Annotated in this window: 23 protein-coding genes; 22 read left to right on the top strand and 1 reads right to left on the bottom strand. The window is 41.5% G+C overall.

Annotated elements, in window-relative coordinates; genetic code table 11:
- The first annotated feature begins 20 nt into the window (after positions 1-20).
- The 11 genes from CEF22_RS13555 (at position 21) to CEF22_RS13505 (ending at position 11,548) form a co-directional block, all read left to right on the top strand.
- Complete coding sequence (locus CEF22_RS13555; protein WP_442857372.1) at positions 21-620, top strand: TetR/AcrR family transcriptional regulator; 600 nt, start codon at positions 21-23, stop codon at positions 618-620.
- 25 nt (positions 621-645) lie between these two features.
- Positions 646-2,163, top strand: coding sequence for an o-succinylbenzoate--CoA ligase (gene menE, locus CEF22_RS13550; RefSeq protein ID WP_100403282.1), 1,518 nt, complete (start codon positions 646-648; stop codon positions 2,161-2,163).
- 2 nt (positions 2,164-2,165) lie between these two features.
- Positions 2,166-3,170 carry a 3-oxoacyl-ACP synthase gene (locus tag CEF22_RS13545; protein ID WP_100403281.1) on the top strand — a complete coding sequence of 335 codons (1,005 nt, stop codon included), beginning with the start codon at positions 2,166-2,168 and terminating at the stop codon, positions 3,168-3,170.
- A gap of 246 nt (positions 3,171-3,416) precedes the next feature.
- Positions 3,417-4,646, top strand: coding sequence for a substrate-binding domain-containing protein (locus CEF22_RS13540; protein WP_100403280.1), 1,230 nt, complete (start codon positions 3,417-3,419; stop codon positions 4,644-4,646).
- 73 nt (positions 4,647-4,719) lie between these two features.
- Positions 4,720-5,475, top strand: a complete 756-nt coding sequence (locus CEF22_RS13535) for an ABC transporter ATP-binding protein (protein ID WP_095480180.1) — start codon at positions 4,720-4,722, stop codon at positions 5,473-5,475.
- Positions 5,472-6,179, top strand: coding sequence for an ABC transporter ATP-binding protein (locus CEF22_RS13530; protein ID WP_100403279.1), 708 nt, complete (start codon positions 5,472-5,474; stop codon positions 6,177-6,179). The genes CEF22_RS13535 and CEF22_RS13530 overlap by 4 nt, the downstream gene beginning before the upstream one ends.
- A gap of 18 nt (positions 6,180-6,197) precedes the next feature.
- Positions 6,198-7,058, top strand: coding sequence for a branched-chain amino acid ABC transporter permease (locus CEF22_RS13525; RefSeq protein WP_095480182.1), 861 nt, complete (start codon positions 6,198-6,200; stop codon positions 7,056-7,058).
- A gap of 5 nt (positions 7,059-7,063) precedes the next feature.
- Complete coding sequence (locus CEF22_RS13520) at positions 7,064-8,068, top strand: branched-chain amino acid ABC transporter permease (protein ID WP_232726125.1); 1,005 nt, start codon at positions 7,064-7,066, stop codon at positions 8,066-8,068.
- A gap of 175 nt (positions 8,069-8,243) precedes the next feature.
- Positions 8,244-9,140, top strand: a complete 897-nt coding sequence (gene phaZ, locus CEF22_RS13515) for an intracellular short-chain-length polyhydroxyalkanoate depolymerase (protein ID WP_100403278.1) — start codon at positions 8,244-8,246, stop codon at positions 9,138-9,140.
- Positions 9,141-9,150: 10 nt separating this feature from the next.
- Complete coding sequence (gene fabG, locus CEF22_RS13510) at positions 9,151-9,891, top strand: 3-oxoacyl-ACP reductase FabG (RefSeq protein WP_100403277.1); 741 nt, start codon at positions 9,151-9,153, stop codon at positions 9,889-9,891.
- A gap of 142 nt (positions 9,892-10,033) precedes the next feature.
- A complete protein-coding gene (locus CEF22_RS13505; RefSeq protein WP_100404017.1) occupies positions 10,034-11,548 on the top strand; it encodes an acyl-CoA synthetase in 1,515 nt (504 codons plus the stop codon).
- Between the two features lie 58 nt (positions 11,549-11,606).
- Here the strand turns inward: CEF22_RS13505 and CEF22_RS13500 are convergent, their stop codons facing one another.
- Positions 11,607-11,744 (bottom strand): YpzI family protein, encoded by a 138-nt coding sequence (locus tag CEF22_RS13500; protein WP_100403276.1) that lies wholly within the window; start codon positions 11,742-11,744, stop codon positions 11,607-11,609.
- A 105-nt stretch (positions 11,745-11,849) separates the two neighbouring features.
- On the opposite strand from CEF22_RS13500, the gene CEF22_RS13495 reads away from it, so the two are divergent.
- The 11 genes from CEF22_RS13495 (at position 11,850) to CEF22_RS13445 (ending at position 26,888) form a co-directional block, all read left to right on the top strand.
- Positions 11,850-12,029, top strand: coding sequence for a YjzC family protein (locus CEF22_RS13495; RefSeq protein WP_094834764.1), 180 nt, complete (start codon positions 11,850-11,852; stop codon positions 12,027-12,029).
- A gap of 19 nt (positions 12,030-12,048) precedes the next feature.
- Positions 12,049-12,213 carry a small, acid-soluble spore protein K gene (locus CEF22_RS13490; protein ID WP_095480186.1) on the top strand — a complete coding sequence of 55 codons (165 nt, stop codon included), beginning with the start codon at positions 12,049-12,051 and terminating at the stop codon, positions 12,211-12,213.
- 105 nt (positions 12,214-12,318) lie between these two features.
- A complete protein-coding gene (locus CEF22_RS13485; RefSeq protein WP_100403275.1) occupies positions 12,319-12,771 on the top strand; it encodes a hypothetical protein in 453 nt (150 codons plus the stop codon).
- 215 nt (positions 12,772-12,986) lie between these two features.
- Complete coding sequence (gene gltB, locus CEF22_RS13480) at positions 12,987-17,555, top strand: glutamate synthase large subunit (protein WP_100403274.1); 4,569 nt, start codon at positions 12,987-12,989, stop codon at positions 17,553-17,555.
- A gap of 22 nt (positions 17,556-17,577) precedes the next feature.
- Entirely contained in the window at positions 17,578-19,062 is a 1,485-nt protein-coding gene (locus CEF22_RS13475; protein WP_100403273.1) for a glutamate synthase subunit beta, read from the top strand.
- A 21-nt stretch (positions 19,063-19,083) separates the two neighbouring features.
- Entirely contained in the window at positions 19,084-20,418 is a 1,335-nt protein-coding gene (gene glnA / locus CEF22_RS13470) for a type I glutamate--ammonia ligase (protein WP_100403272.1), read from the top strand.
- 52 nt (positions 20,419-20,470) lie between these two features.
- Positions 20,471-22,306, top strand: a complete 1,836-nt coding sequence (gene asnB, locus CEF22_RS13465; RefSeq protein ID WP_100403271.1) for an asparagine synthase (glutamine-hydrolyzing) — start codon at positions 20,471-20,473, stop codon at positions 22,304-22,306.
- Positions 22,307-22,373: 67 nt separating this feature from the next.
- Positions 22,374-23,648, top strand: coding sequence for an ammonium transporter (locus CEF22_RS13460; RefSeq protein WP_100403270.1), 1,275 nt, complete (start codon positions 22,374-22,376; stop codon positions 23,646-23,648).
- Between the two features lie 27 nt (positions 23,649-23,675).
- The gene (locus tag CEF22_RS13455) at positions 23,676-24,650 is read left to right on the top strand and encodes a DUF294 nucleotidyltransferase-like domain-containing protein (protein WP_100403269.1); all 975 of its coding nucleotides are present in this window, start codon (positions 23,676-23,678) and stop codon (positions 24,648-24,650) included.
- Entirely contained in the window at positions 24,640-25,368 is a 729-nt protein-coding gene (locus tag CEF22_RS13450; protein WP_100403268.1) for an exonuclease domain-containing protein, read from the top strand. Before CEF22_RS13455 ends, CEF22_RS13450 begins: the two co-directional genes overlap by 11 nt.
- A 374-nt stretch (positions 25,369-25,742) precedes the next feature.
- Positions 25,743-26,888 (top strand): acyl-CoA dehydrogenase family protein, encoded by a 1,146-nt coding sequence (locus CEF22_RS13445; RefSeq protein WP_100403267.1) that lies wholly within the window; start codon positions 25,743-25,745, stop codon positions 26,886-26,888.
- Positions 26,889-26,902 lie beyond the last annotated feature (14 nt).

The following is a 26,902-nucleotide window of genomic DNA, read 5'->3' as shown; positions in this document are numbered from 1 at the left end:
AAAACTGAGAGGTGAGTCAGTTGTCAGAAAATACATCAGCCAAAATAAAGTTAACAGCAAAAGGTCAAATGACACGTCAAAAGCTACTTGCAACAGCAGAAATCATCTTTGGAGAGAAAGGCTATTATGAAACGTCTGTTGTTGATATTACGCAGCGAGCGGGTGTTTCACAAGGAACATTTTACAATTACTTTCCAACGAAGTATGCGATTTTTGAAGAGTTAGTCATGCAGTTGAGTAGAGATGTGCGGTTTGAAATCAAAAAGGCGATCGCCGCTGCCGAAAGTCATGAAGACGCTCAACGAATTGGCTTTCAAACATTTTTCTTATGGGTGAAAAATCATCACAATCTATACAGCATCATCCAACAAGCGCTTCTTGTTGATGTCAAATTGTATCGCTATTACTATGATCGATTAGCGAATGGCTATATGAAAGCGCTCTCGAAAGCGATGGAGGATGGTGAATTTAAATCGTTAAATCAAGAGGCGATTACTTATTGCTTAATGGGGATTGGACAGTTTTTAGGGATGAGATGGGTGTATTGGGAAGAAGAGTCCGTACCTGATGACGTGTTCGAAAGTGCGATGGATATGGTGTTTCATGGTTTAAAGCAATAAATTATTAAAGGAGATGAAAGCGAGGATGGAGCAAATTTCTACATGGATTGAAAAACGGGCAATGATAAATCCGCATCGTCTGGCGCTATTAGATCAAAGGCGCCGACTCACCTATTTTGAGATGAATAACGAAATGAATCGATGGGCTTATTATTTGCGAAAAATAGAAATGCTTCAACAAGGGGATCGAGTTGGGCTGTATTTCAATAATCGAATAGATTACGTGTTATTGCTGTTTGCCATTGCTAAAATTGGGGCGATCGCTGTTCCGCTGAATACTCGTCTTACTTCCGAAGAACTATCGTATCAAATGGCAGATAGTGAAATGAGTATGCTGATCTATGAACATGAATTTCATAGGACAGTCGCAACATTAACAAACGAACATCCACAAGTTACCACTCAATCGATTGAATCTATCACTTTACCACCACTTCAAGAAACCTACACTTCACATGATTTTCCAATCATCGATGCTTCCACACCTTATATGATTTGTTATACATCTGGTACGACAGGTCGTCCGAAAGGCGCCGTTTTAACACAAGAAAATATGTTTTGGAATGCGGTCAATAATTGCACGAGTATTGACATCAATTCAATGGATCGCACGCTTGTCTTATTGCCGTTTTTCCATATTGGCGGAATTGGGTTATTTGCTTTTCCAACATTTTTTGCCGGCGGAACGGTAGCGGTATTAGGTAAATTCGATCCGGGCGAGGCGTTAAATATGATCCAACGTGAACAGATTTCCGTCATTATGGGGGTTCCGACCATTTTTGATGTGATCCGAAAACATGAGGACTTTTTCCAGACGAATTTAAGCTCCGTTCGTATCTTTTGCAGTGGAGGAGCCCCTTGTCCGAAAGAGTTGATTGAGTTTTATTTACAGCAAGGACTGCCCTTTTATCAAGGCTATGGCTTAACGGAAACGTCACCTACCGTATTTATGCTCGCAAAAGAAGATTACAAGCGAAAAATAGGTTCGGTAGGTAAGCCTGTTTTGTACACGGATATTAACATTGTAGATGAAAATCATTGTCCAGTAGCGGTCGGTGAAATTGGAGAATTGGTCGTTAAAGGACCTAACGTGATCAAGGAATATTGGCGGTTGCCTGCCGAAACGAAGCAAGCGATAACAGATGGCTGGTTTCATACCGGAGACTATGCGAAGGCAGATGAAGAAGGCTTTATCTATATCATCGGTCGCAAAAAAGAGATGATCATTTCCGGTGGAGAAAATGTGTATCCGCTTGAAATTGAACAAGTGTTGAGAGAAGAAGTAGCAATTGATGAAGTGGCCGTCATTGGTGTTTCAGATGAGAAGTGGGGAGAGGTTCCCTTTGCTTTTCTCGTCGTAAAAGAAAACTATTCCATCACGGAAGAACAGTTAAAGCAAGCTTGCTTAAGTAAACTAGCAAAGTATAAAATTCCTAAATCATTTGTCATCGTATCTGAACTACCAAAAAATGCAGCGGGGAAAGTGGATAAAAAGCAATTAAAAGCTTTATTAACAAAAGAAAGTATGTTGAAAGGAGAATAGTCATGATCGGTATTTCATCTACAGCTATTTATACACCGAAACATGCTGAAACAGCTGCTGATTTAGCAGGAAAAACAAGCATTCCGGAAGAGGTGATCATTGAAAAATTTGGCTTGTGTAAAAAGCATGTTGCTCTAGAGAATGAACATGTATCGGATTTGGCGATTAAAGCAGGAATGGAAATTTTAAAAGAAGTAGACCCGGAGGAAATTGATGTCGTGATTTATTTTGGCAGTCCTCATAAAGATTATTATGTTTGGTCTGTCGCCACGAAAATTCAACATGAGCTTGGGTGCAAAAATGCCTATGCGTTTGAGCTAATGAATGTAAGTTCCTGCTTCCCCATTGCTTTAAAAGTAGCGAAGGATATGTTGAAATCTGATAAAACTATTCGAAATATTCTGTTAGTAGGCGGCTGTAAGGAGTCGCAAATTATTGATTATGAAAATCCACGTTCACGTTTTATGTTCAATTTTGCCGATGGAGGAGCGGCAGCATTAGTTTCAAGAAATTTTTTAAAGAGTACGATCTTATCATCAGCTATCATCACAGACGGGTCATTCCATGATGATGTCAAAATTCCAGCTGGAGGGTCTGTGCTAGTTCCAAGTGTGGAAACAGTAGCTGAACGTCAGCATTATATTGATGTAAAAGACCCATTAAGTATGAAAGAACGGCTAGATCCCGTGTCTATCCCAAACTTTGTGTCGGTCGTTGAACAAGCTTTAGATCGAAGCGGTTATTCTGTTGGAGATATTGCGATGCTTTTACCGCTTCATACGAAACGCTCAATGTTTCAAGAGCTTTTGACCGCTTTACAGTTAAAGGATCACCAAGCTCTTTATTTAGAAGATTATGGCCATATGTCTGCCTTAGATCCTTGTTTTGGTTTGCACCTAGCAGAGAAGCAGGGGCTTTTGCATAAGGATGATCTAATTGTCACTGTGAGTGCAGGAACTGGATACACCTGGGCGGCGACTGTTTTGCAATGGCAAGGAGATGTCTAAATAGTCCGTGCGCTGCTGAACAAGCGCCTTCCGCTTTTCGCGATGTCCAGCTCCGCCTCCTAGACACTCGAGTCAAATGCCAGCCTGACTGCATGGCTGAAGAACGCCATTTCGTCATTCTGTCATTTGCTTGTCGTGTCTGAACAGTCGGCTCCGCTTTTCTATGTAACTCATTTGTAACTTGTTTTATTTATGATAGGTGTACAGAGGGGATTTTATTTTGAATATGCAAAAGGGGGAAGAGAAATGAAGAGGATCACGCGTCATACGTTGTTTTTGTTAATGGTTGCCTTTGTTATGGCTTTTGCTAGTGGTTGTACGTCTAGTGATACGAACAGCGGTGGGGATAGCAATGGAGGAAATAGTGAGGAACCGATTAAAGTCGGGGTGTTGGCTTCGTTAACGGGTGGACTTGAGGCGTATGGAAAGCAGACGGTGAATGGGTTTGAGCTTGGTTTAGATTATGCCACGGATGGTACGCAAGAAGTAGCTGGAAGAAAAATCGAATTTATCGTTGAAGATACGGAAACAAAACCGGAAGTAGCGGTTCAAAAAGCAACGAAATTGTTAGAGGAAGATGAAGTGGACTTTTTAGTTGGATCTTCAAGCTCAGGAGATACATTAGCGGTTTTACCGTTAGCTGAGGAATATGAAAAAATTATGATCGTTGAGCCTGCGGTAGCTGATAGCATTACAGGTTCTGAATTCAATCCTTATATTTTTAGAACAGCTCGTAACTCGTCTCAAGATGCGATTGCTGGAGCGGCAGCTATCGCCAAAAAAGGTGTGAAAATTGCTACTCTTGCACCAGATTACTCCTTTGGTCGTGATGGAATTAAAGCGTTTAAAGAAGCGGCGACAAAGCTAGGAGCTGAAATTGTTCACGAGGAGTATGCGGATCAAAAGGCAACAGATTTCACATCTAATATTCAGAAAATCATTGATGCGAAGCCTGATTACTTATTTGTTGTTTGGGCAGGGGCGAATTCTCCTTGGAATCAAATTTCTGATATGAAGCTACAAGAAAAAGGCATCAAAATTTCAACAGGTGCGCCAGATATTGCCGCTTTATCTTTAATGAAGCCATTAGTCGGTATGGAAGGGTTCACTGTTTATTATCATGAACTTCCAAACAATGATGTGAATAAGTGGCTCGTTGAAGAACACAAGAAGCGTTTTGATGGCCAAGTACCAGACTTGTTTACGCCTGGTGGGATGACTTCTGCGATGGCGATTGTTGAGGCGGTAAAACAGACAGATGGTGATACAGATGGACAAACTCTCATCGACACAATGGAAGGGATGAGCTTCGAGTCTCCGAAAGGGAAAATGACATTCCGCCCGGAGGATCATCAAGCATTGCAAACTTTATACGCAATTAAGCTAGAGGAAAAAGAGGGGGTAGATTATCCTGTACCGGTTTTAATTAGAGAATTAACACCGAAAGAAACAGCTCCTCCGATTTTAAATAAATAATCTTCATGTGGGCTGTCTCAATCGTATGTATGAGACAGCCTGCTCTAAATTGAACACATTGGTGGTGAATAGGATGAATGCACTCATTGAAACGAAGGATGTAAGTATTCACTTTGGTGGTCATACAGCGGTCGATGCTGTGACTTTTGAAATGCCTGAGCATCATTTTAAATCGATTATTGGTCCGAATGGGGCTGGAAAAACGACTTTTTTTAACTTGCTTAGTGGACAATTGATGCCTAGTAGCGGCCAAATTTATTTTCGAGGAAAAGATATCACGAGTTTATCTCCAACCGAGAGAACACGAACAGGGATTGGACGATCCTTTCAAATTACAAATGTTTTTCCGAATTTAACGGTATTAGAAAATGTTCGCTTAGCCGTTCAGTCGCAGTTAGGGGTGCGCTATCAAATGCTCGTTCATTCGAAAAAGTACAAGGAGATGACAGAAAAAGCACTTCAATGGCTAGAACTCGTTCTGTTAGCAGACAAAAAAGATGCATTAGCCGTCAACTTAGCACATGGAGAAAAACGAAAGCTAGAAATTGCGATGCTTTTAGCACTAGAAACGGATGTTTTACTTTTAGATGAACCGACAGCTGGTATGTCACTTGAAGAGGTGCCAGCGATATTAGAAACGGTGAAAAAGATTAAAGACAAGGGAGATCGAACGATTATTTTAATCGAGCACAAAATGGATATGATTATGGATTTATCCGATTCGATTATGGTGTTGTTTAACGGGCGGTTGCTTGCCGATGATACACCGGAAGCGATTATGAAAAATGAAACCGTTCAAACAGCATATTTAGGAGGTCTATATGAATGAGTACACTTTTACAAGTGGATCAAATTGAAACGTATATTGACCAATTTCACATATTGCAAGGTGTTTCCTTTAACGTTAAGCAAGGAGAGGTGACAGTTTTACTTGGGCGAAATGGAGCTGGAAAAACGACAACGTTGCGAACGATTATGGGCTTAAATCCGGCAGCGACAGGAACGATTCTTTTTAAAGGTCAAGAAATTCAACAGCTGCCTACGTATACGATTGCTTTAAATGGAATTGGCTACGTTCCAGAGGATCAGGGGATTTTTTATGATTTAACGGTGGAAGAAAATATGAAGGTAGCTATGAGGAAAGAAAACGATGTCACAAAGGAACGGCTTGAATGGATATTGGCGTTGTTTCCGGATTTGAAAAAATTCTGGCATAAGCCGGGTGGGTTGTTAAGTGGAGGACAAAAACAAATGCTCTCGATTGCGCGAGCGTACGTTAATGAAAATGACTTGCTTTTGATTGATGAGCCGAGCAAAGGGCTTGCCCCAATTGTTGTTGATAAGGTGATGGAGTCGATTATGCAGATGAAGGAGAAAACGACGATCGTGCTTGTGGAGCAAAATTTCTACATGGCGAGTACGATTGGAGACCATTTTTATATTGTGGATGACGGGAAAACCGTGACAGATGGTGCAATGAAGGAATTGAAAGAAGATGAACAACTTCGAAGAAAATATTTGGGAATTGCTTAAAGAAGGGAGGGTATTTCCGTGGATGTGTTAATGAACCTTGTTTTAAATGGACTAGCGACAGGGATGCTCATTTTTTTACTGGCTGCTGGGTTAACGCTGATCTTTGGATTAATGGATGTATTGAATTTCGCTCACGGTGGCTTGTTTGCTTGGGGAGCTTATAGCGGTGTTTGGTTTTACTCTGTGACGGGAAGTTTTTTTATCGGAATTATTGGTGCGATTATTACGGGGTGTTTATTAGGGCTGATGACGGAAAAGTGGATTATTAAGCCGGTTTATGGGAATCATGTGCAGCAAATTTTAATTACACTTGGCCTTATGCTCGTACTATCGGAAATGCTGAAAGTCGTTTGGGGACCGAATCAAATTTCAGCCGCGCCTCCCGATTATTTGACAGGAAGTTGGGAAGTGGCTGGGATTACGATCATTAAATATCGTGCGTTTATTATTTTGATTGGCTTTCTTGTCTTTTTCCTTGTTCAATACGTATTGAAAAATACAAAAATTGGTCTTGTTGTTCGAGCTGGGGTGATGGATAAGGAGATGATCCAAGCGCTAGGGATTAATATTCAGAAGGTATTTATGCTTGTGTTTATGGTTGGGGCTGGAATGGCGGCACTTGGTGGAGTGCTGTTTGGTCCATATTCTGGCGTGATTCATGCTGGAATGGGAATGGAATTTGCGATTCTTGCGTTTATCGTGGTCGTCATAGGTGGGATGGGAAGCTTTAGTGGTTCGTTATTTGCAGCGATTTTAGTTGGTTTATCAGGTTCATTAATGGCCTATTATGTACCGGATTTAGCGTTAGCGGCCAATATGTTATTAATGGCGATCGTCTTAGTGTTTCGACCGCAAGGATTATTTGGGGCGAAGGGGTGAAATTTGTGACTTGGTATCAACAAAACAAACAGACGGTGTTGTATTCGATCATTGCAGCTTTTCTCCTTTTATTGCCGTTTATTTATGATTCGCGCAGTATGTTAATTTTGTTCACGCAAATCTTTATCTTTGCTATTTTTGCGATGAGCTATGATATTCTTCTTGGCTATACTGGAATTGTTTCTTTCGGTCATGCGATGTTTTTTGGAATTGGCGCTTACACGATGGGAATCTTTATGAAGCAATTTGAACCGACTCCCTTTTATTTTTTATTAGCGGTACTTTTCACTGTTTTATTTACTGGGATATTAAGCTATATTGTTGGCTTATTGACATTGCGATTGAAAAGTCATTTCTATGCGATGCTCACGTTAGCTCTTTCTGGTTTATTCCTCGTATTAGCGGAAAAGTGGCGGACGTTAACATTTGGGAATGATGGGTTTACGTTTCGTGTGCCGGACTTCGCCAAGGATCGTACCGATTTTTATCTTATCTGTTTAGTTACTATGATCGTTGTGTTTGTCTTGTTACAGCGATTTACTCATTCACCATTAGGGAAAGTGTGGCAAGCGATTCGGGAAAATGAGCAGCGAACAGAGTCACTCGGTTATCAAGTGCTTCATTATAAAATTATTGCCTCGGTTGTCGCTGGAGTCATTGCGGGTTTAGCAGGAAGTTTATACTCGGTGTCGTTACGATTTGTGAATACGAGTGTGTTTGCGATGGATGTGACCTTGGATGCTCTATTAATTACGATCATTGGTGGTGTAGGAACACTAGTTGGAGCGATTATTGGGGCTGGATTGATTGAGTTTGCTCATCATTGGTTAACGGAACTTGCGAAAGTGCATTGGATTTTCGAACGGTGGATTATCTTCTTTGGGATTATTTATATTTTAGCTGTTATGTTCTTTCCACGCGGTATCGTTGGCACATTGGCGAAACTAAGAAATAAGCGGAAGAGCAAAGCGCAAGAAGCTCCTCAACAGAAAAAAGATATAGCCAGCTAAAACATCGTCATATATCTGCTGAAACCGACAATAAGTGGAAAATAGCTAGCGATATAAGCAGGAATTTTAGTTTATATCGTGGAAGAAAGGAAGAGTTAGAATAAATTCCTAATTTTTGACGAATGAACGTACGAGGGGTGTAAAAACATTTCAATAAGGGAAAAGGGGAATAAATATGACAACTGTTGCATTAAATAAAGTAACATTAGCTAATGGAGAAACATTGTCGTATCGAGAACGCCAAGGTGGAAGTGAACCGTTATTGTTAATTCATGGGAATATGACCTCTTCTAAACATTGGGATGTGCTCATTGATCATTTGGACAAGCAGTATAAGGTATATGCTGTTGACTTGCGTGGGTTTGGAGGATCAACTTATCATGAGCCGGTTCGGTCGATTAAAGATTTTTCTGATGATGTGAAACAGTTTGTTGATGAAATTGGATTGGAAAACTTCTCTATCATCGGTTGGTCCACAGGTGGGGCTGTCGCTATGCAGTTCGTTGCAGATCATCCAGGGCTATGTGACCAGCTCATCTTATTGGCATCTGCTTCTACTAGAGGATATCCGTTTTTTGGGTCGACTCCAGAGGGGCTACCGGATGTATCGAACCGTTTAACCACATATGAAGAAATAAAAGCAGATCCTACAAAAACGATCATGATTCAAAAAGCTTATGATATGAATAATCGAGAGCTACTTAAAGGACTTTGGAACATGTTAATTTATACAGAGAAGCAGCCTGAGCCGGCTCAGTTTGAGGCATACGTAGATGATATGCTCACTCAGCGAAATTTAGCTGAAGTATATCATGCGTTAAATACGTTTAATATCAGTAAAGCTTACAATGGGGCGGTGGATGGAACGAATCAAGCAAAGGACATTACGATTCCAGTTTTAGTGCTGCGTGGTGATCGAGATTTTGTTATTACGGCGGAAATGACATCGGAAATCATCGAGGATTTAGGCGATCATATTGAATTTGTTGAGCTAACGAATTGTGGTCATTCTCCACTTGTTGATGATCTGGAGCAGTTAAATTCAGAAATCACTAAATTTTTAGAGAAATGAGGAACGAAGAATGAGATTAAAAGACAAGGTTGCGATTATTACGGGGGCAGCTAATGGGATCGGTCTTGCGGCAGCGGAGCTTTTTGCTAAACAGGGAGCAAAGGTTGTTATCGCTGATTTTGATGAGGAGCTAGGCGCAAAACGTGTTCAAGAGTTGACTGAAAAAGGCTATGATGTCGCTTTCTCAAAGGTGAATGTCGTTGATCGTGATAGTGTCGATGCAATGGTAAAGTTAACAATAGACCGCTATGGTCATATTGATATTTTAGTAAATAACGCTGGTATTACGCGAGACGGAATGCTTTGGAAACTGTCAGCGGATGATTTTCAACGGGTGCTAGATGTAAATTTAAAAGGGGTATTTAATTGCACTCAATCCGTGATCCCTCATATGATTGCACAAGGGAGCGGAAAGGTGATTAACACCTCATCTGTCTCAGGTGTCTATGGAAATGTCGGACAGACGAACTATGCGGCAGCTAAAGCTGGCGTGGTCGGTATGACAAAATCATGGGCAAAGGAGCTTGGACGAAAAGGAATCAATGTTAATGCAGTAGCTCCTGGCTTTGTCGAAACTTCCATGGTAGCAACTGTACCTGAGAAAATTTTAGACCAGCTAAAAACAACGATTCCACTTGGTCGCTTAGGAAGTCCAAATGATGTGGCTAATGCATATTTATTCCTTGCCTCTGATGAATCTAACTATGTGAATGGAATCACGCTTCATGTGGATGGCGGGATTATGATGTAACTATATATTTGTTCAAAAAGCAGAGGAGACATCCTCTGTTTTTTTTGTAACTATGTTGTAACTCTCAAACAGTATGATTAATACATAGGGTGGAGAAATGAAAGAATGGATGACATTTATGCTGGAAGTGAGGGGGAATAATGTGAAATGGGAATTAGACTGGCTTGAAAATAGGACACGATTAACACCGTGGAAAACAGCAGTGATTGATGCGGAGCTTCAGCAAAGGTGGAATTATCAACAAATCAATCGGCGAGCACAAGCTTTAGCTTGTTTTTTATTAGAAAAAAAGGTGGAGAAGGGAGATCGTGTTGCCCTGATCTCGCCTAATCATATTAGTTATTTTGATTTTATGTTTGCTTGTGCCAAAATCGGGGCGATCTTTGTTCCGATCAATTGGCGCTTATCTATTCAAGAAGTGAAGTGCATTTTAGTGGATTGCTCGCCAAAATTAGTTGGTTACCATGATGTATTTAAAGAAATGATGGATGCGCTTTCGTTTCAGCAAGAACGCTATTTTTGCGTTTCATCATTTGAATATGAAATAGGAATGAACCAAGAAAGTGAACCATTTGTGTTGACTGTTGCGATCGAACAGGAAGATCCGCTGATGATGATCTATACAGGTGGAACAACAGGAAAGCCAAAAGGAGTCGTCTTGTCTCATCGGGCGATTTTATGGAATGGATTGAACACCGCTGTTAGTTGGAATTTAACGGCGGATGATACGACACTCACGTATTTGCCGATGTTTCATACAGGAGGACTGAATGCCTTAACAACACCAGTACTGATGCTCGGCGGTACCGTCGTCATCGGCCGTCAGTTTGATCCGCTTGAGGCGATGGAAGCATTAAATCAATATCGTTGTACCATTGTGTTATTCGTGCCAACGATGTATCAAATGATGATTCAGGAGCCGGCATTTGATGAAAGCTCATTTCCGTCGATGAAGGTATTTTTATCTGGAGGAGCTCCTTGCCCATTAAGCGTTTACGAAGCGTTTATAAATAAAGGAATAGCTTTCAAAGAAGGATATGGATTGACGGAAGCGGGGCCGAATAACTTTTATATTGATCCAGAAGAAGCAAAATTGTATCGTGGTTCAGTTGGAAAGTCGATGCTCTTTAATCAAATCAAGTTGTTAAAAGAAGATGGAACAGAAGCGGCTGTAGGCGAGGTTGGGGAGTTGTTAATTCAAGGAAAGCATACGTTTTCTGCTTATTGGAATAATCACGCAGCGACGGCTGAAGTGTGGCAAGATAATTGGCTACACACCGGTGATTTGGCGAGAATCAATGAAGCGGGCTATTGCTTTATCGTTGGTCGAAAGAAAGAAATGATCATTTCAGGTGGAGAAAATATTTATCCGCTTGAGGTCGAGCAATGCCTATTACAATTTCCTGAGATTGAAGAAGTAGCTGTGATCGGATTACCAGATGAGAAGTGGGGAGAAAAAGTCGTTGCTTTCATCGTCACATCTAACAAGCAGCCCATCTCTGTAACAGAAATGAAGCTCCATTGCCAACAAGCCTTGGCGAAATATAAAATTCCTAAACAATTTACGTTCATCGAAGAACTTCCGAAAACGCATGTTGGAAAAATCGATAAGAAGCTGCTAGTGGAAATTGGGAAGGGATCTTTGAATATAAAGTGAGTTTGTTAAAGAGGAGAGAATTTTTATAAAAAATGGGAAGCGAACTGCCTCCCATTTTTTATTCATCATGAATACGTTTTCCTGCTTCGCCTTCTTTTTCAAATCGAGTCGCTCCTCCGTAATGCAAAGCTTGATCTCGATCTGATTCCACTTGTCGTTTGTTTTTAAGCTTTTTCTCTTGCCGATCTTTTCCCATGTGGATCACCTCCATTTTTAAGCTTTCCTGTATCAGTGATTTCATACATCGAATTAACTTCTTCCGGACATGCTAAAAGAGTAATCTTGAAAAGGAGTGAATGATGTGGGGCAAAATCACCTCTTTAAGCCAGGACAAAAGGCACCGAATAATGGAGCTTATGTAGAGATTGGTGAAACCGGAAGTACGGTCAACAAACCGAAGAAAGTGAAGCTTGAGGCAGGCGATAGATTTCCAGAGACGACTAATCGCGATCGTGTTTGGATGTATCAGCGCAAACCTTAATCAACTTGGAGGCGATTATATGAGAAATAAAGCAAAGGATTTTCCGATCAAAAGCATGAAAGGGGAAGCTGGAGAAGCGCGAGCTAAATCTAATAATGCTTCTAAACGCCCGAATGGCACGATTAATACGGACCCGCAAGATCGGATGATGGCGGCCAATCAAACGACTGGGGAAGAAACTTAAATAATGCAGAAGGAACTTGGGCATTTAAGCTGCAAGTTCCTTTTTTTGTTAGGGGCTATGCTATACTAGAAGAAATAACATGGGTGTAGACAGGGGGGATTTACATTGCCTGAGTGGATACTACTTTTGTTAGCGATGCCTGTAGTGGGTGTGGTTGGATATACATCGCTTGACCGTTGGATAGGGAGACTAGATTCGAAAGTGGAAATCAAAACGGCGATAGCTGAATTAAATCAAGTAAAAGAATGCGGAAAATGTGGCCGATTCAGCCGTGATTATCAACGACAGCTTGCTCGTTACGATTTTTTGCTAAAAGGAAAGTCAGTGAAGCAAACTGGTAGTATTTTTGCTGTTGAACCATGTCCTCATTGTCAACAAGAAGCCGCTTTTCAACCTATTCCTCATACTCTTACATTCCACGATCATCATTTAGATTGTTTACCGTTAGAAGTAACAGAATATGCTGAGCATCAAAAGCAGATTGAGGAGTGTGAGCAGCTTTTGTATGCAAGGAAAGTGAATGAAGCTTTTAAAAGGCGCTTAGTAGAAAGTGAATAGGTGACCAATAGACCTCATTTGAATATGGGGTTTATTTTTTTGCTGTTGTAATGAGAGGGTATTTTGGAATAATCACTCAATTATTCTCAAAAATAGATTAATTTCATGCAAACAATATATTGTTCAGATTGACTAATATCGCATACAATGGTTCACAAGAGGAATAATTCGAATTTTCTTAAAAAAACCGCAGTTATTTTAGAAAGGGTGATACGATGAAATCAAATAACCTTCCACTAAAACAAGGGCTTTACGATCCAACCTTTGAACATGATGCTTGCGGGATTGGATTCGTTGCAAATATAAAGGGAAAACCTTCTCGTGAAATTATTAAGCAAGCAACAGTGATGCTTTGTCGCTTAGAGCATCGTGGCGGACAGGGAAGTGATCCGGCTACAGGTGATGGGGCAGGGATTATGGTACAGTTGCCACATCAATTTTTTCAACTAACTTGTTCAAGTTTTCACATACCCGAAGTTGGTCAGTATGGCGTGGGGATGATGTTTTTACCACAAGGTGTTGAGAATCGAATGAAATGTGAAGAACTGCTCAATCAAATCGTTGCAGAAGAAGGACAAAAGTTATTAGGCTGGCGGACAGTTCCGGTGAATGATACGAATATTGGGGAAACAGGTAGAGTCAGTCAGCCATTTATTCGCCAAGTGTTCATTGAGAAATCGGCTGAACTTGCTGATGAACGATCATTTGAACGCAAGCTCTATGTCATTCGTAAGCGAGTAGAGTTGGCTGTTGAAGAGCAAAATCTTGCTGGAGAAGAAACTTTTTATGTAGCTAGCCTTTCCACTCGAACGATTGTATATAAAGGAATGTTAACGCCTGATCAGATAGATACGTATTATCTCGATTTGCAACACTCTTCCTTTGAATCGGCGATGGCACTTGTTCATTCGCGTTTCAGTACAAACACTTTTCCAAGCTGGGAACGAGCTCATCCGAATCGGTATATGATTCATAATGGCGAAATCAATACGTTAAAAGGTAACGTTAATTGGATGAAAGCGCGTGAACAATTATTGGCATCGGACTTATTCGGAAGTGATATGAAAAAAATCGTGCCGATCATTGATACAAATGGTAGTGATTCATCGATGTTCGATAATTGTTTAGAGTTTTTGACGTTATCTGGCCGATCGTTACCTCATGCGGCGATGATGATGATTCCAGAGCCTTGGGATAAAAATCCGCTAATGAATGAGTCATTAAGGGCTTTTTATGAGTATCACAGTTACTTCATGGAGCCTTGGGACGGACCGGCAGCGATGGCATTTACCAATGGCCGTCAGATTGGGGCGATGCTCGATCGAAACGGGCTACGTCCAGCTAGATATTATGTAACGACCGATGATACGATTATTTTTTCATCAGAAGTGGGCGTGTTAGATGTTTCGGCTGAAGACGTGTTAGTGAAGCGGAGATTAAGCCCGGGGGAAATGTTGCTAGTTGATTTAAGTGAAGGACGAATTGTGCCAAATGAAGAACTAAAAAGTAAAATGGCCAATGCGAAACCATATCAACAGTGGTTAAAGGCAGGAATCATTTCGATTGATTCAGTGGAGCAAGAAGAACAAATGGATGACTTCCGATTCCCTTTGTCGAAGTATCAACAAGCATTTGGCTATACGTATGAAGAACTGACAAAGCAATTAGCACCGATGGTTACAGAAGGGAAAGAGCCGCTCGGTTCGATGGGGAATGATACGCCACTCGCTGTGCTTTCGAATAAACCCCAGCTTTTATACAATTATTTTAAACAACAATTTGCTCAAGTGACCAATCCACCGATTGATGCGATCCGTGAAGAATTTGTCACGTCGACGATCACGATGCTAGGGGCGGAAGGAAATTTGCTTCATCCAGATGAAAGCAGTTGCCGTCGTATTCGCCTAGAAACACCGATTTGTTCAGATGCTCAGTTAGCAAGTATTCGTCAACAGTCAGAATTTCAAGCTCAAACGTTTGCGATGCTGTTTGAAGCTAAAAATGGGGAACAGTCATTAGATGTAGCTATGCAACACCTATTTCATTCTGTTGATCAAGCTATTGACGCTGGCGTAAGCTTCATTATTTTATCGGATCGTCAAATGAGCGAAGAATTAGCTCCTATTCCTGCTTTATTAGCGGTGAGTGGATTGCATCATCATCTCGTTCGTCAAGGAACAAGAACGAAGGCTAATATTATAGTAGAAACAGGTGAAGCGCGTGATATTCATCAATTTTGTACGCTGATTGGCTATGGAGCGGATGCGATTAATCCGTATCTTGCCTTCGCTAGTACTAATCAGATGATTGAAAATGAACAGATCAAACATATCTCTTACGAGGAAGCTGTGAAAAAATATATGGATGCAGCGACGAGCGGCATTGTTAAAGTGATGTCTAAAATGGGGATTTCCACGATCCAAAGCTACCGAGGAGCGCAAATTTTTGAAGCAATTGGTATAGGTCAAACAGTGATTGATCGTTATTTTACTGGAACGGCTTCGCAAATTGGGGGCATTTCCTTAGAGACGATCGCAAAAGAAACGTTGATGCGTCATCGTCAAGCTTTTCACTCTCAAAATGAATCACTTGAATCAGGAAGCGATTTTCAATGGAGACAAAATGGGGAGTTTCATGCTTTCCGTCCAACGACGATCCACACGCTCCAGCAAGCTTGTCGAACGAATAATTATGAGTTGTATAAAAAATACGCCGAAATGGCGAATGAAGAGCAGCTCATCTTTTTAAGAGGACTGTTCGGCTTTAGAGAGACACAAGCGCTTCCTATTGAAGAGGTAGAATCGGTCGAATCGATTTGCCGCCGCTTTAAAACTGGGGCGATGTCGTACGGCTCATTAAGCCAAGAGGCTCATGAAACGCTGGCGATTGCGATGAACCGCATCGGTGGAAAAAGTAATAGTGGAGAAGGAGGGGAACATCCAAATCGCTATTTACCTGATGAAAATGGAGATTTGCGTCGCAGTGCGATTAAGCAAGTGGCGTCTGGTCGTTTCGGTGTATCGAGTCAATATTTAGTTAATGCAACAGAAATTCAAATTAAAATGGCGCAAGGAGCTAAGCCGGGAGAAGGCGGACAGCTACCAGGAGAAAAAGTGTATCCATGGATTGCGGAAGTACGCGGATCAACACCGGGTGTTGGCTTAATTTCACCACCGCCGCATCATGATATTTACTCGATTGAAGACCTTGCTCAACTCATCCATGATTTGAAAAATGCGAATCCAGCCGCGAGAATTAGCGTGAAACTTGTGGCAAAAGCCGGTGTGGGAACGATTGCTGCTGGAGTTGCTAAAGGGCTTGCTGATGTGATTTTAATTAGCGGATATGAAGGTGGAACAGGTGCTTCTCCAAGAACAAGTATTAAACATGCAGGAGTTCCATGGGAGCTCGGACTGGTTGAAACACATCAAACGTTGATGTTGAATGATCTTCGAAGTCGAGTGGTTTTAGAAGCGGATGGTAAACTGATGACCGGACGTGATGTCGTTGTAGCGACTTTACTAGGAGCAGAGGAATATGGTTTTGCGACAGCCCCACTCGTCGTATTAGGCTGTGTACTGATGCGAGTTTGTCATCTAAATACTTGCCCTGTCGGTGTAGCGACACAAAATCCCGATCTCCGGAAAAAATTTATCGGTACAGCTGAACACGTTGAGAGTTTTATGAGATTTATCGCGCAAGATGTCCGAGAAATAATGGCGGCATTAGGATTTCGAACGATTGATGAAATGGTCGGTCGCACAGATACATTGGTCGTAAATGACAAGATCAAAGCGCATTGGAAAGCGAAAGAATTAGATCTTTCCTCACTTCTGTATCAACCAGCTCTCTCTGAAAAAGTCGGAATGTTCTGTCAGGAACAACAAAATCACCGTTTAGATCAATCGCTTGATGAAACAGAAATTTTATCTGTTTGTCAGCCAGCTATTGAGAGGAAGCAATCAGTGCAAGCAAGTTTTGTGATTCAAAATGTTCATCGGACAGTTGGAACCATTTTAGGCAGTGAAATAACGAAAAGATACGGTCAGGAAGGACTTGCCGAAGATACGATCCAGTTAACATTCACAGGGGCGGCTGGTCAAAGCTTTGCGTCCTTTTTACCGAAAGGCGTCACGATGTCCCTTCAAGGAGATGCGAATGACTATGTTGGTAAAGGATTGTCTGGAGGAAAGATTATTGTGAATCCGGCTGAAAACTCTACTTATCTCCCTGAAGAAAATAGCATTATCGGTAATGTCGCTTTTTACGGGGCTACAGCTGGCGAAGCGTATATTCATGGTCTTGCAGGTGAGCGTTTCTGTGTTAGAAATAGCGGTGTGCACGCAGTTGTCGAAGGAATTGGCGATCATGGCTGCGAGTATATGACAGGCGGACGTGTCGTGGTGCTTGGCGCAGTTGGTAACAATTTCGCGGCAGGGATGTCTGGTGGAGTGGCATATGTATTTATTCAAGGAACCAACGATTTTCAGCGACGCTGCAACCAGCAAATGGTGAGTTTAGAGTCATTGGAAGTAACGGCTGATCAAGAAGAGGTTAAACAAATGGTCATTCGTCATTATCAGTATACGAATAGCTCTCGTGCACGATACATTTTAGATCATTGGGAAGAGCTATTACCACAATGGGTGAAGGTGATTCCGAAAGAGTATAAACAGATGGTGGAATCGATTGAACAAATGCAACAGGCGGGACTTTCATTGCAGGAAGCAAAACTCCACGCTTTCACTGAAAAATCTCAACTGAAAAAATTGGAGCATGCTTAATTAGGAAGGAAGTGACATATATATGGGGAAAGCTACAGGATTTATCGACTATGAGCGGCAAGTGCCAGAAGAAAGACATCCTCTAGAGCGAATCTATGATTGGAAAGAGTATCAACAATCTTTATCTGATGATCAGTATCAAACTCAAGGGGCTCGATGCATGGATTGTGGAACGCCGTTTTGCCATACAGGCATTCAAGTGGCAGGGATGGCGATGGGGTGCCCGTTATACAATTTGATTCCTGAGTGGAACGACCTTGTCTATCATGGTCGCTGGCAAGAAGCACTAGAGCGCTTGTTAAAAACAAATAATTTCCCTGAATTCACTGGCCGGGTATGTCCGGCTCCGTGTGAGGGATCATGTACGGTAGCGATTAGCAATTCAGCGGTCACGATTAAGTCGATTGAGCGAGCCATCATTGATAAAGGTTTTTCGGAAGGATGGATCGTACCGAAGCCACCGAAAACACGTACGGGAAAAAAAGTAGCGATTGTTGGTTCAGGACCAGCCGGACTTGCAAGTGCCGATCAATTAAACAAAGCAGGGCACCTTGTAACAGTCTTTGAACGAGCTGATCGCATCGGTGGTTTACTCACTTATGGGATTCCTAATATGAAGCTAGAAAAAAGCATCGTTGAGCGGCGTGTGCAACTACTACAAGCGGAAGGGATCACGTTCGTTACGAATACGGAAGTAGGAAAGGATATTTCCCCACAACAATTACGTGCGGAATTTGATGCAGTTATTCTTTGTACAGGAGCTCAAAAGCATCGAGATGTAGCGATTGAAGGTCGAGAGTTAAAAGGGGTTCATTTTGCGATGGATTATTTAACACTCAATACGAAAAGTCTATTAAATTCTAATCTTGAAAATGGACAGTTCATTTCAGCGAAAGGGCAGGATGTGATCGTCATTGGAGGTGGAGATACGGGAGCGGACTGTGTAGCTACTGCTTTGAGACATGGATGTAAAAGCGTTGTCCAGTTTGGTAAGCATCCACAGCTGTCAACAGAAAGAAGCGACAATAACCCGTGGCCACAGTACCCTCAAGTGTTCTCACTTGATTATGCTTATGCAGAAGCGGCTGCTCAAACAGGCAAGGACCCTCGTGAATATTGCATTTTAACGAAGAAATTTGTTGGAAATGAAGCTGGTCATGTCAAGGAGCTTCATACGGTACAAATGGAAAAAGTAATTGGCAAAGATGGTCGAGTCGTCTTTCATGAAATCCCTAGCACAGAGAAAGTATGGCCGACTCAGCTCGTATTCATTGCTGCTGGATTTAGCGGACCAGAGCAAGAAGTGATTCAATCCTTTGACCTTCATCAAGATGAACGGGGGCGTGTAGAAGCATCTTTTGGAATATACACAACGAACATGGATGGTGTTTTTGCGGCAGGGGATGTACGCAGAGGGCAAAGTTTAATCGTTTGGGCGATTAATGAAGGACGCGGGGTAGCTCGTGAATGTGACCGTTATTTGATGGGAGAGACATTTTTACCTTAAAAAAAGAGGGGAGCTAGTGAAATGGCTAAATATAATAAAGAAGAGATTGTTCGTTTAGTTGAAGAAGAGAATGTGAAATTTATTCGCCTCCAGTTTACCGATATTTTAGGAACAATTAAAAACGTAGAGATCCCTTCCTCTCAGTTAGAGAAGGCATTAAGTAATAAGATGATGTTTGACGGGTCGTCGATTGAGGGGTTTGTCAGAATTGAAGAATCTGATATGTATTTATATCCGGACTTAGACACGTTTGTTATTTTTCCATGGACGGCTGAAAAAGGGAAAGTCGCTCGTTTTATTTGTGATATTTATCATCCAAATGGTCAGCCATTTGAAGGCGATCCACGCAGTAATTTAAAGCGGCTATTAAAAGAAATGACCGATTTAGGATTTACCGAATTTAACTTAGGGCCAGAACCAGAATTTTTCCTTTTTAAGTTAGATGAAAAAGGAAAGCCTACCCTTGAGTTGAATGACCAAGGAGGGTATTTTGATTTAGCTCCGACCGATTTAGGTGAGAATTGTCGCCGCGATATTGTGTTGGAATTAGAAGAAATGGGCTTTGAGATAGAGGCTTCCCATCATGAAGTAGCTCCTGGTCAGCATGAAATCGATTTTAAGTATACGGATGCAGTGAAGGCTTGTGATGATATTCAAACATTTAAGTTAGTTGTCAAAACGATTGCTCGTAAGCACGGCTTACATGCCACTTTTATGCCGAAACCATTGTTTGGCGTGAATGGTTCCGGGATGCATTGTAACCTTTCCTTATTTAAAAATGGTGAAAATGCGTTTTATGATGCCAATGGCGAGTTAGAGTTAAGTGAAACGGCACGTCAATTTATCGCCGGAATCATCAAGCATGCTCCAAGTTTTACGGCGGTTACGAATCCAACGGTCAATTCTTATAAACGGTTAGTCCCAGGCTATGAGGCACCATGTTATGTTGCATGGTCAGCGAGAAATAGAAGTCCTCTCATTCGAATTCCGGCTTCTCGAGGGTTAAGCACTCGCGTGGAAGTTCGCAGTGTTGATCCAGCCGCCAATCCGTATTTAGCGATGTCTGTCCTGCTTGCAGCTGGTTTAGATGGCATCAAAAATCAACTAACGCCACCGAAATCAGTCGATCAAAATATTTACGTGATGACGAGAGAAGAAAGAGTGGCGAATGGTATTGTCGATTTACCGGCGACATTAGCGGAGGCGCTAGATCAATTAAAAGTGAATGAAGTCATTGTGAATTCGTTAGGCGCTCATTTATTTGAACATTTCGTTGAAGCAAAACAAATTGAATGGGATATGTTTAGAACTCAAGTTCATCCATGGGAACGGGAACAATATTTGACGCAATATTAAATCTATTCAGAGCGCAAGCAAAAAAAATCCTATTTAAAGAAGGTGAATGCTTGTGTGTGGAATTACAGGTTGGATTGATTGGGATCAAGACGTCAGCAAACAAGTGTCTATTGTGGAAAAAATGGTCGCGACATTAAGTAAAAGAGGACCAGACGCTTCTAATATTTGGAGCACCCTTCATGCAGCACTGGGTCATACGCGGCTTGTCGTTGTTGACCCTGCTGGTGGCGCTCAACCGATGGAGAAAGATGGATATACGCTAGTGTATAATGGTGAGCTTTATAATACGGAAGAATTGCGAAAGGAGTTGTTGAAAAAAGGGTACTCTTTTCGCTCTCATTCCGACACAGAAGTATTATTGACTGCTTACATTGAATGGAAGGAAGCATGTGTTGACTATTTCAACGGAATTTTTGCTTTTGCTATTTGGGATCATCAAGGTGAGCGATTGTTTGTAGCGAGAGATCGGCTTGGCGTCAAGCCTTTATTTTACAGCGAGAAAGGGCAGTCTCTCTTATTTGCATCGGAGTTGAAAGCTTTGTTAGCTCATCCGAACATAAAAAGCGAGGTCGGAAGGGAAGGATGGCAAGAAGTGTTCGGATTAGGTCCTTCGCGAACGCCTGGGCAAGGTGTTTTTCGAGGGGTAAAAGAGCTACGTCCCGCCCATGCCTTAACTTATGACCGTCAAGGAGTGCGTATTTGGAGATATTGGAATGTGGAAAGCAAAAAGCATGAGCATTCATTGCAAGAAACGATCGAGCATGTGAGATTTCTCGTGCAAGATGCGGTGGAACGACAATTAGTAGCCGATATGCCTGTTTGTACCTTTTTGTCGGGTGGTGTCGATTCCAGTGCTATTAGCGCGATTGCTGCTAATTATTTTGCTAAAACAAATCGTGGACCGTTGCACACATACTCGATTGATTATGAGCAAAACGAGCAGTTTTTCCAGGCTAATGCCTTTCAACCAGATGCGGATTCTCCATGGATCGAGCGCATGAGGCAATATATAGCATCTATCCATGGGTCAGCTGTAATTGACAACAAGCAGCTTGTGGAAAGGTTGAAGGATGCCACGATGATGAGGGATTTGCCAGGGATGGCCGATGTGGATTCGTCGTTATTATGGTTTTGTGAGCGAATTAAGAAAGATTTTACTGTGGCGTTGTCAGGTGAATGTGCCGATGAGATATTTGGCGGTTATCCTTGGTTTTATAAAGAAGAAATGTTGAATGAAGGAGCCTTTCCATGGATGAGATCGCTAGATGAGAGAGAGCAGCTATTGTTACCACACTGGCAAACGAAACTTGATTTAAAAGGGTATGTACAAGAAAAATACAATGAAACAGTGAAGGAAACCCCTCAATTAGTTGGAGAAAGCCCTCTGGAAGCGAAGCGTCGGGAAATGTTTTATCTCAACATGATTTGGTTTATGACCACATTGCTTGAGCGGAAAGACCGTATGAGTATGGGGGCAAGCTTAGAGGTTCGTGTTCCCTTTGCTGATCATCGGCTCGTTGAATACGTCTGGAATATTCCTTGGGAAATAAAAATGTTGAATGGGCGTGAAAAAGGGCTGTTGCGTCGAGCTTTAGAGGGGGTACTTCCCGATGATGTCCTCTATCGTAAGAAAAGCCCCTATCCGAAAACTCATCATCCAGAATACACAAAAAGAGTAAAACAGCAATTGACAGCCATCATTGAAAACAAAACCTCTCCTATACTTGAATTACTTTCCAAGCAAAAAATGAAAGAAATCATCGATACAAATGGCTCATCACTGAAAAATCCTTGGTTCGGGCAGCTAATGACAGGACCTCAACTCATTGCTTACCTCACTCAAATGAATGATTGGCTCAAGCACTACAACATTAACATTATTGATTAAATAAAAATCATTTAAAGTGTTGGGGGCATTCTCCCAGCACTTTATACAAATAAAGGAGGAATGCATAATGGATGAGCTATATTTGTTAAATAGTGTGTGGATTATGTTAGGGGCGATATTAGTTATATTGATGCAAGGTGGATTTATTTTGTTGGAAGCGGGATCGACACGGATGAAGAATGCGGGGCATATTGCTGGGAAGACCATTTTTACATTTGGTCTCGCGTCTCTTGTGTTCTGGGCGGTTGGATTCGGTTTTATTTTTGGTGATCATGCAAATTTCTTTGTTGGTTTATCTCATTTTTTCTATTCGGGATATGAAATGGAAGGAATGAATTACTCGACGGCTGCATTTTTTCTGTTTCAACTTGCATTTGCAGGCATCGCCTTAACGATCGCGTTTGGAGGCTTTGCCGAGCGGGCAAAATTTTCGGTCTACCTAATTTTTTCGATTCTATTTTCAGTGTTCGTGTATCCGGTTGTCGCTCATTGGATTTGGGGGGGCGGCTGGTTAGCGGAGCATGGAAAACAAGATTTTGCTGGTTCAACGGTCGTTCATTTAACGGGTGCCATGGCTTCTCTTGCGGCTACGATTTTACTGAAGCCAAGAATCGGTAAGTTTAACAAGGATGGCTCAATCAACAATTTATACGGCCATAGCCAAGTGTTTACGGCATTAGGTGTATTAGTTTTATGGTTTGGCTGGTTTGGTTTTAATGCAGGGAGCACGCTTAGTGTTGACGAGGGGTTTTTTGGATTTGTTGCCTTGAATACGAACTTGGCAGCTGGGGCTGGAGCGGTTAGTGCTTTGCTTATTTCATGGGTAATGATCGGGAAATCAGATGTTCCGACGATGTTAAATGGAGCATTAGCTGGTCTTGTTGCTATTACCGCTTCTTGTGCCTTTGTGGAAACATGGGCAGCCGTTGTTATTGGTTTAGTGGCTGGTGTGCTTGTTTTTTACAGTGCGAGATTCGTTGAAAAGCTAAAAATTGATGATCCAATCTATGCACTGTCTGTTCATGGAGTGGCTGGTGTTTGGGGGACGTTATCTACAGGGTTATTCGCCACACCGGAGCTGGCAACCGTAGGGCTACCAGGATTGTTTTACGGAGGAGGCTTCACACAGCTAGGAGTTCAAGCACTAGGTGTTGCTGTATGTGGTGCTTACGCATTCGCTGTATCTTTCGCTATTTTATTCATCATAAAAAAAGTGTTGCGAGGACTTCGTGTATCGGAGGAAGAAGAGTTAATTGGTTTGGATATGAGCGAACATGGAAGCTATGGATACCCTGAAGCCTTTCTATCGAAGGATCAACAGCTGATTCACTCTGAAAAATGATTCTAGCTAGGTAAAGGAAGTGTTTATATGGAAGCTGATTTTTCTCGCTATCAATCGTTAAAGAATTGGCGTTCTGAGCAGATGTTTACTCATCAGTCTAGTACTGATGAGTTCAATTGTTTTCATGAGCTTATTATCAATAAGGTATTTAGCCTAACGATCGATGACATGGTGAAAGAGCATGGGTCTTTGCCTAGTGATTTTTCTTGGTTTGTGATGGGAAGTACAGGTAGATACGAACAGGCAGTGAACAGTGATCAAGATCATGGACTAGTGTTTGAAAATAATGATGAATACACGAATGAGTATTTTCTTACTTTTGGAAAGCGGTTATGTGTGAATTTACAATTTGTTGGTTACCCCTATTGTATGGGCAATGTGATGAGCTCGAATCCGCTTTGGTGTCAATCGATCGAGTCGTGGGAGCGCCAGTTGGATCAATGGTTGCTGGAAGAAAGCTGGGAATCAATTCGGTATTTACTTATATTTTATGATGCAAGAGTCGTTGTGGGCGAAGCGAGTCCCATTCAGAAATTGAAACAAAGGCTGCATCAATTTCTTCACCAAAAGCCCCACTTACTGAACCGTTTTTTTGACAATACAAGTTATATGAAAAAAGGAATCGGTGTGTTTGGTCAGTTTTTAACAGAGTCGAATGGACGTTACAAAGATTGTCTTGAATTGAAACATACCGCCTTTTTCCCCTATGTCAATTCGATTCGATTATTAGCTATCAGGGAGAATCTCGAACAAACATCCACATTGTCTAGAATAGATGCTCTTTCTAAGTTACCAGCCTATAATCGGCAGCTAGAGCCATATGCTGATCATTTTGACAAGCTATTATCTTACCGTCTTCAGTATGCGGACGGTTATTATTTGAATGTGAAGAAGCTCAATAAAATAGACAAATTGGGATTAAAACAAATTATATTAGGTGGAAGAGATCTTCAACGCTATGCAGAGACGACGGTTAAAAGGGTGTTGAAAAATGAGATTTGAACAAATTATTCATTGGATGAAGCAGCTAAATGGAAAGACGAATTCGGCCTTATATGCTCCGTTACTAAGACAAAATAATGCTGAACATTTGGCATTTTTAAGAAACTTGGAAAAAGAAATGGAAAGAGAAAATACATTATTTACTCCTTTGGAAAAATTAAAAGTTGTTGTCTTTGACCTAGAAACAACCGGCTTTTCTCCTGACAAGGGAGATCAAATTCTTTCAATGGGTGCCATCAAAGTAAATGGAGTGGAAGTTATTCCTGATCAAACCTTTTATTCGCTCGTTCATTACGAAGGAATACTTTCCACTGAAGTTCAACAACTGACAGGAATGATAGATGAAAACCTTAAAAATGCTCCAGCACTAGTAGATGTACTTCTACGATTTTATCAATTTACGAAAGGCACCACTCTTGTCGCTCATCATGCGAGTCATGAAAAGAGCTTTCTGCAACAGGCGAACTGGAAGCTATTTGAAACCCCGTTTAAACAGCGAATAGTTGATACAGCTTTTCTCATAAAATTAGTAGAAACTAAAAATGAACTATTCCACCTTGAGGACTGTTGTTCTTATTATGGGATTAATATTCATGAGCGACATCATGCGTTAGGTGATGCGAAAATGACGGCCCAATTATGGGTTCGATTGGTGAAAAAACTGAAAGAATTAGACTGTCAAACATTATTCGATGTGTATGAACGCTACAGGAAATAAGGGCCCGTCTTAACTACGTATAAGACGGGTCTTTGCTTTGAAAATAGACAGAATTTGTGCAAAAGTGTCCGTTATTTGTACAGCTGGGTGTCCATATCGATGAATTTCCCACGAAATATCGTTGGCACGATACTTGCAAAATAGTTAGGTAGTTACGTGAAAACATTATCCCGCATTAACGAGCTGTAAGACTCCCACCTCAACATGGAAGAAGAGCAGACATGTAGGTGGGAGATCAACAGCCCGTAAACGCCCGATCCGTTCAACTAACAATCAGTGGAGGATGAAGAGAACAACCACTGATTGAAGTTTCACTTTATCGATCGATTGAGCGTGCGTTCATTCACTCATTTTACAGTTAGGAGGAAAAGTAAATGACTCATCGATATCTAACAGAAGAACATCAAATATTGCGAGAATCGTTTCGGAAGTTTTTAAAGAAGGAAGCCGAGCCTTATTTTGAAGAGTGGGAGAAAAATCGCATCATCCCTCGTGAGTTTTGGACCAAGCTAGGAGAACAAGGTTTTTTATGCCCGGCTGTGGATGAAGAATATGGGGGCATGAATGCTGATTTTGGCTATTCGGTTGTGATTACAGAAGAGTTAGAGCGAATCGGGACGAGCTTAGTCGGTGTTGGGTTACATAACGATATCGTCGTACCTTATATCGATTCCTATGGAAATGAGGAGCAGAAAGCTCGTTGGTTGCCTAAATGTGTGACAGGAGAGTACATCACCGCCATTGCGATGACGGAGCCGGGGGCTGGGTCTGATTTAGCTAATATTAAAACGACTGCTGTACGTGAGGGAGATCATTACATTATTAATGGAGAAAAAACATTTATCACAAACGGCATCCACTCTGATTTGATTGTGGTGGCTTGCAAAACGGATACAAAGGTACAGCCAGGATATAAAGGCATTAGTTTAATTGTTGTTGAACGCGATACTCCAGGATTTAGAAGAGGGAAAAAGTTAGAGAAAGTTGGTCAATGGGCACAAGATACAGCCGAATTAATTTTTGAAGACGCGAAAGTTCCGGTCACCAATTTGCTTGGACAAGAAGGAAAAGGCTTTTATTACATGATGAACAAGCTTCAGCAAGAACGTCTCATTGTGGCGATTGAGGCAATCGTCAGTGCAGAAGAAATGTTGGCATTTACGGTTGATTATGCCAAGAGTAGAAAGGCGTTCGGAAAATCAATTAGCCAATTTCAAAATACGCAATTTAAAATGGCAGAAATGGCGACAGACATTCAAATTGGTCGAACATTTATCGACGACTTAATTGTGAATCATATGCAAGGAAAAGAAGTCGTCAATCAAGTGTCGATGGCGAAATGGTGGACGACGGACATGGCGAAGCGAGTGGCGGCTGAATGTATGCAACTTCACGGAGGCTATGGTTACATGGAGGAGTATCCGATTGCTCGCAGATATCGTGACATAGCCGTTCTTTCGATTTACGCGGGAACGAATGAAATTATGAAACAAATTATTGCTAAAAATCTAGAACGATAAAAAGGAGCGTGTCA

The sequence above is a fragment of the Bacillus sp. FJAT-42315 genome (assembly GCF_002797375.1).
Taxonomy (GTDB): domain Bacteria; phylum Bacillota; class Bacilli; order Bacillales; family Domibacillaceae; genus Bacillus_CE.
This window is presented reverse-complemented; position numbering and strand designations above follow the sequence as displayed.